Genomic DNA, 16,112 nt, shown 5'->3' with positions numbered 1-16,112 from the left:
TGCATTTATTTACCTCCCCGCCGCCATATTCTGCAATAGCTGCAATCGTTGTTTTTCCTGAGCAGAAGGTTGATAAGGAATATCACTTAAGCTAGATATGGCAAAATCTTTAATTTCATATTTCTTAATCGCGCTGTTGCCATATTTTGTCGGTTTACCGGCTGCTGGCGACATTAACTCGATTGAGAAAGTAGCTAAATAGAATGGCGCTTGTTGGCCTTTTAATACTGATTGATGAACTTTTAGGTTTATATGACTACTGCCTTTACTAAGCTTTTCTTTAGCAACTAAGTGGGCGATAGGTTGATTGTTGGCATCAAATAAGTTTGCGCGTATTCTATAAAGACCTTGCTCTCTTGTGGTTAAGTTGGCTGACAGCACCATATCTGCATCTTGATGAAATGGTGCATTGAACCCTTCGAGTGTGGCGATTGAATCAACATACTTGAGTGCCAGAGCAATAGTAATATACTTACCATTAATCAATGCTGTTATGGTAACTTGCAGTTGCCTTGGCAAGTTTCGCCTACCTTCAAATTGTGCATACCAGTTATCTTCATCCTGTTCAAACGTACTGGTTAACAACACCTTGCCAGTAGCTATGTCAACGAGCTGAAGCTCGGCATTATCGATATTTTCGCCGGTAAGGGTCGCGAAAACAGGCTCAGGATAGGTGTAACGATATTGTGATAAGGCAGCAGTGACTTGACTGCCAGCATCATCAACAGGAATCGATTGTGGATTGAAATGGTTTGGTTGCAAACGGTCAAAATCTTTATCGGTCAGCGGTTGAGAGTATATTGGAAATTTTAATGTCGCGGCATACACTTTAGCGACTAATGTTGCCGAATCGCTTAAGGTTATTTTTTCTGGCGTTAGCGCAAGCGTAGTTTTTTTCTGAACGGCGGCTGCTGGCAGATTTATGGCTTCTATTGGCAGTCTTTTTATCAGAGCGTCATTCACCATTATTTGTTGTTGTGGCATTGATGGCCAAAAAAGCCAAACAGTGACAACAACAATACTCATCACCACCATTCGCTTTAAGAACTGGGTATTTTTCATAACTCATTTTTTCCTGATTTATCAGCTGTTAACCTTTGCCAATATTAGTAGCAACGATGAACAGCTATGCATATTTTTTAGTTAGGGATCGCGTCATAAATCAGCGTTGACATGCTGTCATTTTTGGAATTTTGCACATAAAGATAATTGCTTTGCCAAAGCCACCAGCCACTGGTTTGAGTGTAGGTATCAAAATGAATAGCCTCACCCGATAACATATTTTGCTGGTTACTTGCTGGTGTAACTTTACCTTGCTGCTTTGGCTCAAGTAGTGAACCATGGCTATAATCTTCTCCCATAAGCATAGGGTAATGATACGGCATAAAGCCTGAAACAGCATTGCTTTGATTTGATATTTTACCGTTAAAGGCTACTTGTGTACTACAACTACCAAAATGTCCTTGGCGATTACCACCACATGAGGAATGGCTGCCAACAACACCGTCATCATGACCTTGAATGAATAGGCTAGTAACACCTAAGTATTCACTTGCATCACCAACAAAGCGTAAACGAGGTATTCTTGCATCGGGTAATGGTGACAAATGTCTAGCATTATTGACTTTTAGGTCATGGAGTACCCCCATTTCATCACTAAGTTGACCACCCAGCCAGGCTTCTAAAGCAGCCTCTATAATAAAGGTCCAGCTTTCGGTAGCTTGAGCAACACTGACCGCTAAATCGGCAAGTTCACTGCCACCGCCAGCACCGGCAATATCAAAAGTAGCAACGATATTAAGTGGTGCTAAGCCAGCATTTTCTAACCAAGTCGCTTGGTTATCAATAATATAGCGAGCCACTAAATCACCGGCAGAGTGCGTGACAAAGATACAGCCAGGTGAGCAAAAGTTACTTTCAGAAAAACTTTTTAACTTTGGCCAAAGATAATCAGTAGCGATTTTTTCTTCTATTCGCTCATATGAAGGCCAGTCAATACGGGCATCACTTAAATCGGCCCAATAACCTTGCCAATAGTTTTGGCCACTTTCACTGACATTACCGTCGGATATTAATTGTTGTGGTTGCAAGCCATGGATAAGCACTATTTTATATTCTTTGCTGTATGCGGCTGTTGAGTAGAGCGCGAAACAGAGAGCTACAAAAGCAGCTGAGATCTTGATTATATTCATATTATCCCCATATTTTTTTATAATTTTTTTTATTTCATCATGTTTTTATTATTATCATTTAAACTGATCGGACGTTGGACCAGTTGCATTGACAATAGAATATCGCTCGTTTTTTATCCAGATGCGAATTATTTATAATGGAAATAATCAGAATAAACAATAGTTATAGTCATCACTAAAAAAAGGACAATAGATTACTCTGAGTGATTAATTCGAATTACTGAATATTATTGGAGTGAAGTAAATATAAGCTAGCTTCGTTATTAACTGGCATGGATAAATATCAATCGTAAAATGCAAACCATATTGAAAAACCGACAATATGCCGTGCTCATAAAATATTAATATGTTAGCCACAACAAGCTAATACTCTGTTATTAAAGTAAAAAATATTATTTTTATTTTGTGGCATGCGCTTTGCTCTGTTAGTTAAAGTTACAGTTATTCTATTAACTTAAACCTTTATCACGATAATAAACTAAGTTTTATTTAAGGAGTAAATATGACTTTATCTCAATATAAATGGGTATTGTTTCTTCTTATTTTAGTTCCGCTACTTTATGCCTGCGGTGATGAAGAAGAGCAAGAAGTTGCAAAAATCCAAGCTGCCCCACCAGAAAACACTATGCAAAACAACATAGCAGAGCAAAATAAAATAGAGCAAGAAGCAACAAATTCACTTAGTAGTATCACCATAGCAGGCAACTTTGCCTTCGCCAGCCAAAGAATGGTAAGTATTGATTTGCATTTTTCAACCATGCAGTTCCAAGAAAAAATTTCAATTTATTCAACCATAGATACCAGTGCACTTACCCCAGTAAATTTACTAGAGCAAGGCACAATCAATCAATCAAATAGCTATAAAAGCATGTTGACCGTGGCCACAGCAATAAACGCTTTAATTGTGGTTAGAAATGATGACTTTTCAACCTTAGTGACGGTTAAAATCAATAACCATGACCTACTTACTCATACTTTTCAGGAGTAATTAAGATGAAAATAGTGTTCCTTAGCATACTAACTTGCTTATCCATATTTGCGGCCAATGCTGACCCGGTACTGCAGGCTATAACTATAGATTTAACCCCAGCGGAGTATAAAAAACTTGGTTCATCCGTCGCTATTTTTGGTGATATTGCCGTTATAGGTGCTCCTGGCGCAAGTGACGATATAGGGCAAGCTTGCCTCTATCAACGTTCAGGTGAAAGCTGGAGCCTATTAAGTTGCCTTAGCCCTAATACTGACAGCTTAGTAGTGCAACAGTTTGGTAAAACTGTTGCACTCTCTGGGGAACAGCTAGTTATCGGCGCAGAAAAAAAACAAAATGGTACCAAGGGTATTGCCTATATTTATCAACGCCAAGGTGACTCATGGATACTAGAAGCTGAATTAATCAGTCCAAATTCAGCCGCTAATGATAAGTTCGCCAGCGCACTGAGTATTTCACAAAGCTATATAGCGATTGGTGCACCCGGTGCTTCTGCGAGCCATGAGGGTACTGTTTATATTTTTAAAAGTACGGATTCCGGCTGGGTTGAAGATATCGTGTTCACGCCCGTTTCATCATTTAAAAGTGCTCATTTTGGCTCGGCACTGAGTTTATCCGGTGAATACCTCATCATAGGGGATGATGATCATGGTCGTACCCATGAAGGTAGTGCCTATATTTACCGACGAGAAGACGGTATTTGGAGTCTCCAGGCTAGTTTAAAAGGTGGCGATATCACTAAAAGCGCCAGTTTTGCCACCAGCGTAGCAATTTCGAACAATCATGCTGTTTTAGGGGCAAAATCAGAAAATGACCCTTTAATTAAAAAGAATAAAAAAAGTGGCGCTGTCTATGTTTATAAAAGAACGGGGCAGTTATGGAGTAATCAAGCAAAACTGATAGCAAGTGATGCTGCGCAAGGAGATAATTTTGGCTCTAGTGTTGCTATCTCAGGGGATTACCTAATTATCGGCGCCGAAAATAAAAATAGCGCTAGAGGCTCAACTTACCTATTTCAAAATATAAACGAAGTTTGGACTGAAGTATTTAACTTTGAGCCGGATGATGCTAAGCAACAAGATAATTTTGGCCATGCTGTCACTATTGCACAGGACTATATAGTTATTGGTGCACATAACAAAATTGTCACCAGCAGCACTCAAGGTGTTAGTTACCTTTATTACCTGAATCGTGACACTAGCCCATCAGCAAGAGAGCAGGCACTCACCGAAATGCAAACTCAACTAGCTTATGACTCAGAGGCAATAGATAGTGACAATGATGGTTTGAATGATTGGGATGAAATTAATATTTTAGGTACTGACCCAAACCTCAGTGATAGCGATGGTGATGGCTTAACGGATAAAGAAGAAGTGACCATTTATCAATCAAATCCACTGATGGCGGATAGTGACGAAGATGGTTTATCGGACTTCGACGAAGTAGTTATTTATAATTCAGATCCTACCATGGTTGATACCGATGGCGATGGTGCCAGTGATTATGAGGAGGTAATGGTTACTAAAACAGATCCCTCTTTAATTGACTCAGACCATGATGGCTTAACCGATCAGCAAGAGCTACTGGAAACCAATACCGACCCAACGCTTGCGGATAGTGACGGCGACGGTTTAACCGATAATGAAGAGCTTAATTTATTTAATACCGACCCCAATAATCCTGATAGTGACAATGACGGCTTTAGTGATGGCAACGAAGTAAACTTTTATGAAACCTCACCCTTGGATAGTAATGATACACCCACTATATCAACCACCAGCACCTCATATTCTCCGGCAAACAGCCAATTTGGCACCATGGCATTTGAAGATGAGTGGCCATTAACAGGGGACTACGATTTTAACGATGCCGTATTTGATTACAACGTTGAAGAAAATAAGGTCAATGGCCTTGTTCATCGCATTGTTCTTAAAATACTACCTGTAGCTCGCGGTGCCATTTATGAAAACTCCTTACGATTACTCATTAACACGCCCATTACTAATATTGGTCAAGTGAGCATGCAGTTAAAAGGCGTAACAACCGAGCTAAGTCCGATAGCAGACGGCAATCAATCCCTATTTATCATTATAGATAAAATAGCAGATGCCTTACCACCGCCTCCAGGATATAAGATGTCTAATACCTTTTCCGGTAGCCCTAAGGTTAATGGCAATCTTTATACCTTAACCATTAACTTCAATTACCCTATATCATCTCAAACGCTAGGCACGGCACCATATAACAGTTTCATTTCGAGAGTACTCGATACTGGCGAGCAGATCGAAGTACACTTTCCTGGCCATTTTCCCTCAACAAAGGCTTCTAAAAGAAAGTTTGGCCAAGGACAAGATGACTCAGATAAAAGCCAAGATAGGTATTATCAAACGGAGGGGAATTTACCTTGGGCTATGCTTATTCCAGCCAAGTGGCATCACACAAAAGAGCGTGTAGATCTATCTAATGGCTACCCTGATATTTTGCAATGGGCGGCCAGCAAAGGAAAAAGTAAAAAAAATTGGTATAAAAGTAAACGTAATGCAAAATTTGTTTTTGAAGCCGTTAATGACATTTGATAGCAGGGATTACCACTAAGACCGTAACTCACTAAAATGCCAGCCTTTATATGCAATCCAGCAGTGGCTAGTAATATGCCAAAGAGTGCCCCCTAATTGAAATAAAGATACCCGATGCAAATTACTTGCATCGGGTATTGAGGTTTTACTAATCTAGGCACTTTTTTACCTAGCAATCACTTTACCTAGGGGTTATACGTTACGTCTAAGCGAACACCGCTTGCGGCCGAATAACCATACACACCAATGTGCCAAGTATCCGCGGCCGGATTGGTAAAGGCACAAGCTTCATTGTTGCCACTCTTATATGGACGACAGTCATAAGTAGCAGAAGTCGGTTGAGAGCCTCGTCTAATATACATATCCGCATCACCACTGCCACCACTCATGACAAAGTCTAAGGTAGCCATGCCTACAGGCACATCAATGGTGTAATAGGTCCAAGCACGACGAGCAACGCTAATGTCTGTCACTGAGGCACTACCGCCGATAGCACCGCTACCAGTACTAGGCTCGGTAAAGCTACCCGTTAAGCTAACACCACTAAAGGTCGAGTAAGCGACGACTTTAACAAAGTAGCTACCCGCTTGAACGCTAGCGATAGCACAACTTTCACTGTTACCACCCTTGTATGGACGACAATCATAACTGCTACTGGTTGGTGCTGAGCCGAATTTAACATACAGATCAGCATCACCCGTGCCGCCACTCATATCGAAGTTTAACTCAGTGGCACCAGCAGGAACTTCCATAGTAAAGCTCAGCTCAGTACTTGAGCTAAGGTTAGCTGTAGCAACACCATTTTCAAGGACTTTACCCGGGGTAGGTGGTGTTGGCGGCGGTGTAGTGCCACCACCACAGCTAGCTGCCAAGGCATCTGAGGCAGCTTTGGCTTGCACTAAACCAAAACCTGTTTTGTCATCACGACCTGCTACATCTAGGTCAATCGCGGTATTTTTCAAGGCACTGCGGACATCATCGGCACTACAATTGGGGTTATTGCTCCACACCAATGCGGCAACACCGGTAACATGTGGTGTAGCCATTGAAGTACCATTGTAATAGGCATAATCTTGTGAGCCATTGACCGTTAAGCTAGCGTTAGTGCCTAATTGAGACATGAGTTGCAGGCCTAAAATACGACTAACAGACACTGTCGGCACAGTTACGTCAGTGTTGGCATCAACAAGGAAAGGATTTTGTAACCCCGGGCGCGTACTGTCACTATAAACAATAACCGCAGAGGCACCGGCATCAGCACACGCTTTGGCTGGGTTTATTTCAGGATAGTTACTGCCCTTTTGGTTATCATTACGCTCGGCTAAACAAATGTTACCATTAACATTACTACAGCTATAACTGCTAGCAGAAATGGTACAGCTGGCTAAGACACCGTTAGCACTGCCATCAACATTGCTAACCACATAGTTACCGCCACTTTGAATGTAATGTGTTTGCGGTACCACACTGTCATTACCATAAGTGGTTGAGCCAACAGTGATAAAACCTAAACGGCCATCACCAGCAACGGTTGATAATATAGCTTCGCCTGGCGCAGATATTTCAACTTGACTGGTATATTGAGAAAATTCAGCATGTTGGTTGTTATTATCTAACGCGCCGACAGCCATGACCACGTCGTAAGATGCCGGGTAAGACAAGGTTGAGTTACCATCGTTACCAGAAGCGGCAATTAACAATACCCCTGCATCAGCCGCAGCTTGTAGGGCATTTTTTTCTGCATTTGATGAGCCAGAGCCACCTAGACTCATATTGATAACTTTAGCGCCATTATTTACACAAGTATCTACTGCGTCAGATAAATCGCCAGAGTAACCCCAACCACTTTCGTTAAAGACTTTGACAATATGCAGGTTCACGTTAGTGCTAGGTAAAATACCCACGACACCTTCACTGTTATTTACCCCGGCAATAGTACCTGCTACATGGGTGCCGTGCGAACCACCGTGCTGATACCAGTTACCCGTACCTGAGTTATTAGTGCCAGAAGCATTATTGGCATTCAAATCAGGGTTAGCTTGCTCATAACCTGAATCAATAATACAAACGGTCATGTTAGCTGCATCTGTGTCTGCTAATTGATCTGCTTGTGTCTTAGCTATACCCCAAGGTTGGCTTTGTGAAAATAAAAAACGTTGATAATCAGGCTCAATAGATTCAATAGCTGGATGTTTACGTAATTTTTCTATGAATTTTTCCACATCTTTCAGCGAATGCATGTCATCAAGCGCTATTACATGGCTATTATTTTTTAATATTTTTACATGTTTTAAATTTAAGCCTATTTTTTTAGCGAGACCAGGAGGAATAACTTTACCTTGGTGCTTATCCCTAAAGGTAATAATTAAACGATCGGTATAATCATTACGTTTAAGCTTTTGCTGTGCTTGCCACTCGGCAAAACTAAGCGTTGCCGATTGAGTTACCGTGGCAACTGCTTTTACTTTATTAAGTTTAGCCTGAGGGGCTGCATTACTGGCAATACTGGTTGCGGTAAAACCGATAAGGCGATAGCACTTAGGGCAATTTTTCTATTTTTTTTCATCTGACATTAACTCCATCATTGTTATTTTACGCTTAAGACAAAAGTCGATTTGACTAATGCCTTGCGCATTATTTTTATGGGTTGCGTTAATAGTTAACATAAAACCAACACTTATCAGATTGCGTCTTTATCGGTTTTTTAACTAGCAAATTATCGACAGATATTAATAAAAAACCGACCAGTTACTTTTATTTAATCTAGATAATATATTGAAAATTAACAACATGTTATTGGTATGTCGTTTTTGTACGAAAAGCTGTCGTAATTTTACTAGGGGCAGTTTGACTAGCTGTTACTATCGATTGATGCAAGAGGCAGGGAGCCGAGTTAAGCAAATATATATAGCAAGAGCAACATATAAAAGCAGAACAGACAGTTCATCTAAACCGTTAATATAAACAATAAAACTAGCGTCATTAATAATAAGAATAAGACGACTTAACATCAAAGAGAGAGTGAAATACCTATGAAAGTTTCTAAATTTACCACCTCAGTTCTAGCCTTAGCAGTAACCGCAGCATTCTCAGCCCAAGCAGCTGATGATAGATACATTATTAAAGTAGATGAAAGCAAAAAAGGCATAGTAAAAGCCTTAGCGAAAAAACTTGGTGCTGATTTAAAAGTTGATGGTAATGGTTTTTTTGCGGCATCATTTTCAGGGAAAAGCTTAAGCGAAGTAAAAGGTTTACTGAATAACCCACATATTCAAATGATTGAAGAAGATCAGCGTCGTATGCCGCTATCTATCTATAGTGATGATGTTGGTAATGCTATGACTGAACAGTTAACGCCTTATGCGGTTGTACAATCTCAAGCAGACCAAGTTAGCTTCAATGCTGATGCTGGCATGAAAGTTTGTATTATTGATTCTGGTTTAGATCGCTCTAACCAAGATTTCGTTTGGAACAATATCACTGGTGATAATGACTCTGGCACAGGTAACTGGGATGAAAATGGTGGTCCTCACGGTACCCACGTTGCAGGTACTATTGGTGCTGCAGACAATAACGTTGGTGTTGTTGGTATGGCTCCTGGTGTTGCTATGCACATTGTTAAAGTATTCAATACTGATGGTTGGGGTTACTCTTCTGATTTAGCTTATGCTGCTGAAAAATGTGCAGAAGCTGGCGCTAACATTATTAGCATGAGTCTTGGTGGTGGTGGTGCCAACAGCACTGAAGAAAATGCCTTTCAAGCCTTTACTGATAATGGTGGCTTAGTTTTAGCTGCTGCAGGTAACGATGGTAACGATGTGCGTTCATTCCCTGCTGGTTATCCATCAGTAATGATGATTGGCGCAAACGACAATAATAATAACATTGCCGACTTCTCACAATTCCCAAGCTGTGATGAAACTACAGGCCGTGGTAAGAAACGTACTACAACGACCAATGACGCTATCTGTGTAGAAGTAACTGCTGGTGGTGTTGATACACTATCTACATATCCTGCAGGCATGGCGACTAGTGCTGCAATGACTGCTGATGGCGTAGCATTTCTTTCTTCTTCAATGGAGAACGCCGGTAATGCTGCAGGCAATACTTATTACATGGGCACAGCCGAAGCAACAGACTCTGGCGCAAACGGTAATATCTGTATGATTGACCGTGGTAATATATCTTTCCACGATAAAGTGCAAAACTGTGAAAATTCAGGCGGTATTGGTGCAATTATCATTAACAATGAAGCCGGTATGTTATACGGCACATTAGGTGATAGCAACGCAACATCTATCCCTGCTGTGGGTGCAACGTTTGCAGACAGAGCGGCGCTATTAGCTGCTACTACTGCTGATGTGACCATTGGTACTAGCGATTATGGTTTCATGAGCGGTACGTCAATGGCGACTCCTGCGGTATCAGGTATGGCGGCTCTAGTTTGGTCTAACCATAACGGCTGTACTGGTACAGAAATTCGTGAAGCATTAAAAGCGACAGCAGAAGATAACGGCGCTGTAGGTCACGATGACTACTTCGGTTACGGTATCGTAAAAGCAAAAGCGGCCAGCGATTACCTAACAGCCAACGGTTGTGGTGGTGGTGTTACTCCTCCTCCAGTAGCTGGCGATATTACCGCAGATGCCTCAGCATACCGTGCTAAAGGTAGAAATAAAGTTGACCTAACGTGGTCAGGTGCTGTTTCTGCAAGTGTAGACATTTACCGTAATGGCTCTTTAAGAACAACGACCTCAAACGATGGTGCTTATACTGATAGCTTCAGAACTTACGGTTCGTTTACCTATAAAGTATGTGACCAAGGTAGCGATAATTGTTCAACTGAAGTAACGGTAAACTTCTAACTTGAACTGAGTTAAGCTATTGATATCCAGCTTGTTTTATCGGCTGGATATTTTCGTTTAAGCCACTTTAACTTTTACTTTTGATAACTCTAGCAATAAAAATGATTGTGGTTAGGGCGTGTTTAGTCTATGTTTTGTAGCGATGTGTTTTTTGTAACTTCTTTTTTACAATTGTAATTACTGTAATTTAAGTAGGAATGGACGCGACAAGATGTAAGCAGAAACACCCTAATGTTTTAAGAAATGTAGATGAATTTTTTAAAGATGTATTGGACATAGGGGAATAAAATGTTGAACAACTCGGTAAAACGAATAATCAGACCACTCTCATTGTTAGGCTTTATTAGTTTGTCAGCCTGGCTTCTCAGTATTTCAGTAAACAGCACAAGTAATAGTCACACTCAGTCTTTTACTGAATCTTATATAATCAGCTCAGCCGATTACCCATTACTAAAAGAAAAAATCAAAGCGCTGCACCTAGTTCCTTCCCATGAACTGGCCATTATTAATGCGGTCGCGGTTGATTTAAATCAAGCTCAGTTAGCTCAATTACAGCAAGAGCTTAATTTTACTATCACTAAAAACCATAAAGTAACATTGTCTGGGGGTCGTGCTTGGGGAAAGCGTAAATGGCAACCTAAAGCTACCGTGCCACTGTATATTGAAGCTGACTCTGCTCATGCAATGCGCAATTTTGGCGATGGCGTAACCATTGGCTTTTTAGATACTGGCTTAGAGCAATTACAAGGCACATCTAAAGGCTTAGGCTTATCGACGGATTTGTATGGCCGAGATAAGTTCTGGGGAACTTATGATGCGATAAATAACGTGCTAAGTAACTATAGTAATGACGGAAGTGGCCATGGTACCCATGTTGCCAGTATTGCCGGCAATGCCGACTATGACGTGTACGGAAAAGTTTATGGTATTGCGCCAAATGCTGCACTCGTAGGTATTAAAGCCTTTGATGCTGAGGGCAAGGCTACTTATGCTGACGTTATTCGTGGTATTGATTGGGCACTGCAAGTAAAAGATCAAATAAATCTTAGAGTGCTTAATATGTCTTTTAGTGGACCTGCACGTTCGTATTATTGGGAAGACCCGTTAAACCAGGCAGTCATGAAAGCGTGGCAAGCAGGCATTGTTGTGGTGGCATCTGCTGGCAATAATGGCCCCGACCCCATGACTATTGGTGTACCGGGTAATGTCCCCTATATTATAACGGTTGGTGCAATGACAGATAACTATACCGAATCTGACTCAAGCGATGACAAGCTAGCCACTTTTAGTGCGGCAGGACCTACTTTTGCAGGTTTTGTTAAACCAGAGATTGTCGCTCCAGGAGGGCATTTATCGGGCTTGATGGCTTTTGATAGTCAAATAGTTCAAGAACACCCTGAATTTCATGATGGTGGCCGTTACTTTGAAATGTCAGGCACCTCTCAAGCTGCTGCCGTTGTTTCCGGCGTCGTTGCTCTGATGTTAACACAAGACCCCTCTCTTACCCCTGATGAAGTAAAATGTCGTTTAATGGATAGTGCCCATGCCGCATTTAATGATAATGGTGAACTTGCTTATAGTGTTTTCCAACAGGGCTCAGGGCTGGTTAATGCTGCTGGTGCATTAGCGAGTACTGCTTCAGCATGTGCCAATCAAGCCTTAGATATTGCTCAAGATTTAGACGGCGATGAACACTTCTTTGGGCCGGCTAACATTAATAGTGATGGCAACTTTTATATTGAAGGCCTAGGCGATGAATATGTTTGGCAATTAGATGAAAATAACCTAGATGGTGATACTTTACTTTGGCGCATGAATTTTGCTGAAAATGCTCAAGGCTGGAGAAACATTGCTTCTACGGATACCCTCCTTTGGCGAATGAATATCGAAACAGATACATTACTTTGGCGGATGAGTCTTGAGTCAGACACATTGCTTTGGCGAATGAGTGTAGCCAATAGCGCTACCAATATTAATGTTAATAATTGGGTTGAACAACAATAGTTCATTAATTCTAAGCCACTGTTACTACAGTGGCTTTTTTATTACCGTTATTCCATACTGGAAACTTCTATAAATCAACACTTTATCAGAGCTGTTTTGTGAAAAATATACTTCTCTTTTTATTATTAATTACCCTAAATTTCAGTGCTCTTGCGCAAGAAGTTAAACTGTTTAAAAACTTCGGCATTGATAACCCAATGTCATACAACTTTGTTAGAACTATTGCTCAAGACAAAGAAGGCTTTATATGGTTTGGTTCGTCGGAAGGTTTAGACCGTTTTGATGGTCACAAGACGCTAAACTTTCACCATGATAGCTCTCAACCTAACTCACTCAGCTCTAATGTAATCAGTCGTATTCTTATTGATAACCAACAAAGATTCTGGGTAGGAACTTTCGGTGGTGGCTTGAATCTATATAAAGCAGTTAGTCAGGACTTCTTGCACTTTACTACTAAAACAAAAAATACAGCGCTAAGTAATGATACCGTTAATGCCTTATTTGAAGACAGTGAAGGCAAGATTTGGGTAGGTACTGAAAATGGCTTAAACGTTATCAGTTACCATGAAAAAAAATGGTCAACCCAACAAATTTTTCAAGAGTTAGGTAACCCGAATAGTCTTACCCACAATGCTGTACTCGCAATTATTGAAACCGATAATCAACAAGTTTGGGTAGGAACAAATGGCGGTGGTATTTCGGTATTTGATCTACAAGGAAACTTTATTAAATCGATAAAATACGGAGATGATAATAGTGCGACCTACATTAATAAGTTTGTCAGTAGCTTATATATAGATATCAATGGCGATGTTTGGATAGGAACCGTTGATAGTGGTTTATTAAAGTATTCCCCTAGCACGGAACAGTTTATTCACCATCAGTTTAATGTTGATGATCAATCAACGATTAGCAGTAATGCCATAAAAAATATTTATCAAGATTCTGAAGAAAATATTTGGATTGCTACGGACAATGGTTTATCTATTTATAATTATAAAAGCAACGATTTTAATCGCTACAAATACTCTCCTAATAACCCTTATAGTATCAGTCATGATTATGTTCTTACCTTTTTTGAAGACAATAATAACATGATGTGGATAGGTACTTTTTCGGGGGTAAATCGTTGGGATGCCAATATGGCAATATTTAGACAATATAGTACCCAAACAAATCCGGCCTTAAAAAGTAGTAATATCACTAGTTTTGCCCAATTTGAGCAAGGAAGTTTGTTTTTTAGCACCTATAGTGGTGAAATTTATCAGTTGTCAGAAGATGACAATTCAATTTCACCTGTTGATTTTAATCATTCATTTTCAGAGTATAGAATTATGACTCTGTTTGCTGATGGCAACACTTTATGGGTAGGAACGCGAGGTTCAGGCTTATATTCAGTAAATTTAACAACGAATAACGTTACTGAATATAGACATGACACTGAAAATAACAACTCTCTTTCAGCCAATAGTGTTACCGATATAATTAAAGATCGCCACGGTAATATTTGGGTTGCTACTTTCCATCAAGGACTAAACCGCCTTAATAAAAATGGCACTTTTAAACGTTTTATCAAGAATAAGTCAAACAGTGACAAAGGCCCCAGCAGTAATAATATTTTACAGTTGCTGGAGGACGATCAAGGTTTTATTTGGTTGGCGACTTTTGGTGGTGGTCTTAGTCGTTTTGACCCTGAGCAAGAAAAATTCACTCATCTTCGTCATGAAGAAAATAACCCTAACGGTATTTCCGATGACTTTTCCTGGATCATGTTTCTAGACAATGAAAAAAACCTGTGGTTTGGTACTCAAGATGCCGGATTAAGTATATTAAGCCGAGAAAATCGTCATAGTAACAACTTTTCATTTACTCATCTTGGTGCTAAAGAGGGGATGAAAAGCATGACCATCTATGGTATTACTCAAGATGCTTATGGAGATATTTGGTTTAGTACTAATAAAGGAATCTCTCGTTATTCTATGAGTGAAAAAACCTTTAAGCATTTCAATCTTAGCCATGGCCTAGTAGATTTAGAATACACCCATTCGTCTGTGTTTCGCTCAATGAATAACACCCTATATTTTGGTGCTGGCAAAGGTTTTAACAGTATAGCTCCTGAAAAAGTAAATAGTCACTTCAATGCACCACAGGTCCGTTTGACCAATATTTTAAAGCTTAACGAACCTATGGCTTTAGGCACAACGTTATCAGATTTAACTGAGTTGACGCTGGCATATACCGATCAAATAATTTCATTCGAATATGTCGGTTTAAACTATACCGCTCCTGAGTCAACGCGTTATAAATATCGCTTAAAAGGCTTTGATGAAGAGTGGATTGATGCCGGTAAGTCACGACGCGCCACTTATACCAACTTACCTTCAGGTAGTTATCAGCTGCAAATCATTGCCAGTAATAGCGATAACATTTGGAGTGAGCCTGGTCTGTCACTTAATATAGTTGTACAACCCGCGCCATGGCATACTTGGTGGGCGTATGTACTTTATGCGGCATTGATTGCGCTGTTATTACTGGCTTATTCGCGTTTTTTAAACCGAAAACTACTAGTAGAACAGCAACAAAAAGAATATTTAGAACAACAAATTCAAGAGAAAACACAAGAGTTTCATTTGAAAAACATTGAACTTGAGCAGGCTAATCAGCAGTTAGAAGATGCCGCAACTGTGGATAAAGTGACGGGTGTTAAAAGCCGTCGTTATTTAGATATTTATATCGAGCAAGCCAGCCGCTTGATGTCTCAAATTCATGAAAATATTCTGCCCGTGCAACGCAGCCTATTGCCACGTTTATCTCTGGTGATGATAAAGTTAGAAAACATAAAACAAGTAAGTAATAGCCAATTGGTTAATCTTACTGACATCTTACTTTATAGCCGCAATAGTGATGATTTAGTTATTCGATGGGCTGATGATACCTTTATGATTATTGGTTATGAGAAAGATAATAACACCCGTGACCTAGTAACTCGCTTAACCAGTCAATTTGAACAAGTATTAGGTAACAATATCAAAGCAGGCATGGCGTATGCCTTTTACCCTTTTAACTTTGAACAACCTATGGCACTGTCGTGGGATCAAGTCAGTGTTCTTACCGAACATGCCCTAAAAGTTGCTCACAATAACAAATTAAGCTGGTTAGGGTTTTATGCGCCTAAGGTGCAACCCTTCAACTACTTGGATGTCATTCAACAACAAGATATTGGCGAGCTAAGCAAGTTAGTTAAATTAAAGCAGGGCGATAGCACCCACTAAGCGAGGTGGAAACTATAAAATAACGTACCGAGCATTAGAAAGACAATATATTATTTTAATAATGATGAGTCTTAAGAGCAAAGCAATGATACCTCACTATTTTTGCTCATCAAACTTGTAGCCAAGTATTTTATAACCCTTATCAAGAATTAATAGCTGCCACTTCGGTATTTTTTGGTCGGCGGGAGTTGGCAATTTTTATCAATTAAGCCCTC

At 40.1% G+C, this 16,112-nt stretch carries 8 protein-coding genes; 5 read left to right on the top strand and 3 right to left on the bottom strand.

Translation table 11 applies throughout. From position 1 onward, the window contains the following. Positions 1–9 precede the first annotated feature (9 nt). Both CMT41_RS03130 and CMT41_RS03125 read right to left on the bottom strand, forming a co-directional pair. Positions 10–1,062 (bottom strand): hypothetical protein, encoded by a 1,053-nt coding sequence (locus tag CMT41_RS03130; RefSeq protein ID WP_058026331.1) that lies wholly within the window; start codon positions 1,060–1,062, stop codon positions 10–12. A gap of 77 nt (positions 1,063–1,139) precedes the next feature. Next, entirely contained in the window at positions 1,140–2,192 is a 1,053-nt protein-coding gene (locus tag CMT41_RS03125) for a hypothetical protein (protein WP_058026330.1), read from the bottom strand. A 502-nt stretch (positions 2,193–2,694) separates the two neighbouring features. On the opposite strand from CMT41_RS03125, the gene CMT41_RS03120 reads away from it, so the two are divergent. Both CMT41_RS03120 and CMT41_RS03115 read left to right on the top strand, forming a co-directional pair. Beyond that, positions 2,695–3,180, top strand: a complete 486-nt coding sequence (locus CMT41_RS03120; RefSeq protein ID WP_057179732.1) for a hypothetical protein — start codon at positions 2,695–2,697, stop codon at positions 3,178–3,180. 5 nt (positions 3,181–3,185) lie between these two features. Next, complete coding sequence (locus CMT41_RS03115) at positions 3,186–5,756, top strand: LruC domain-containing protein (protein WP_058026329.1); 2,571 nt, start codon at positions 3,186–3,188, stop codon at positions 5,754–5,756. A gap of 185 nt (positions 5,757–5,941) precedes the next feature. Here CMT41_RS03115 and CMT41_RS03110 read toward each other — a convergent pair whose 3' ends face one another. Beyond that, entirely contained in the window at positions 5,942–7,978 is a 2,037-nt protein-coding gene (locus CMT41_RS03110; protein ID WP_232300005.1) for a S8 family serine peptidase, read from the bottom strand. Positions 7,979–8,788: 810 nt separating this feature from the next. Between CMT41_RS03110 and CMT41_RS03105 the strand changes: the two genes are divergently transcribed. The 3 genes from CMT41_RS03105 to CMT41_RS03095 all read left to right on the top strand — a co-directional run bounded on the left by CMT41_RS03105 (position 8,789) and on the right by CMT41_RS03095 (position 15,897). Then, entirely contained in the window at positions 8,789–10,621 is a 1,833-nt protein-coding gene (locus CMT41_RS03105) for a S8 family serine peptidase (protein ID WP_057179729.1), read from the top strand. A 288-nt stretch (positions 10,622–10,909) separates the two neighbouring features. Beyond that, positions 10,910–12,625 carry a S8 family peptidase gene (locus CMT41_RS03100; protein WP_058026327.1) on the top strand — a complete coding sequence of 572 codons (1,716 nt, stop codon included), beginning with the start codon at positions 10,910–10,912 and terminating at the stop codon, positions 12,623–12,625. 98 nt (positions 12,626–12,723) lie between these two features. Beyond that, positions 12,724–15,897 (top strand): ligand-binding sensor domain-containing protein, encoded by a 3,174-nt coding sequence (locus CMT41_RS03095; RefSeq protein ID WP_058026326.1) that lies wholly within the window; start codon positions 12,724–12,726, stop codon positions 15,895–15,897. The last annotated feature ends 215 nt before the right edge of the window (positions 15,898–16,112 follow it).

Source organism: Colwellia sp. MT41 (assembly GCF_001444365.1).
In the GTDB taxonomy this organism is placed as follows: domain Bacteria; phylum Pseudomonadota; class Gammaproteobacteria; order Enterobacterales; family Alteromonadaceae; genus Colwellia; species Colwellia marinimaniae.
Note: the sequence above shows the minus strand (reverse complement) of the source record. Positions and strands in the feature narration are given on the sequence as shown.

Bases quoted from the DNA above. Each gene is read 5' to 3' on its own strand.
- CMT41_RS03100 (WP_058026327.1), top strand. From the start codon at position 10,910: ATGTTGAACAACTCGGTAAAACGAATAATCAGACCACTCTCATTGTTA.
- CMT41_RS03125 (WP_058026330.1), bottom strand. From the start codon at position 2,192: ATGAATATAATCAAGATCTCAGCTGCTTTTGTAGCTCTCTGTTTCGCG.
- CMT41_RS03120 (WP_057179732.1), top strand. From the start codon at position 2,695: ATGACTTTATCTCAATATAAATGGGTATTGTTTCTTCTTATTTTAGTT.
- CMT41_RS03130 (WP_058026331.1), bottom strand. From the start codon at position 1,062: ATGAAAAATACCCAGTTCTTAAAGCGAATGGTGGTGATGAGTATTGTT.
- CMT41_RS03115 (WP_058026329.1), top strand. From the start codon at position 3,186: ATGAAAATAGTGTTCCTTAGCATACTAACTTGCTTATCCATATTTGCG.
- CMT41_RS03105 (WP_057179729.1), top strand. From the start codon at position 8,789: ATGAAAGTTTCTAAATTTACCACCTCAGTTCTAGCCTTAGCAGTAACC.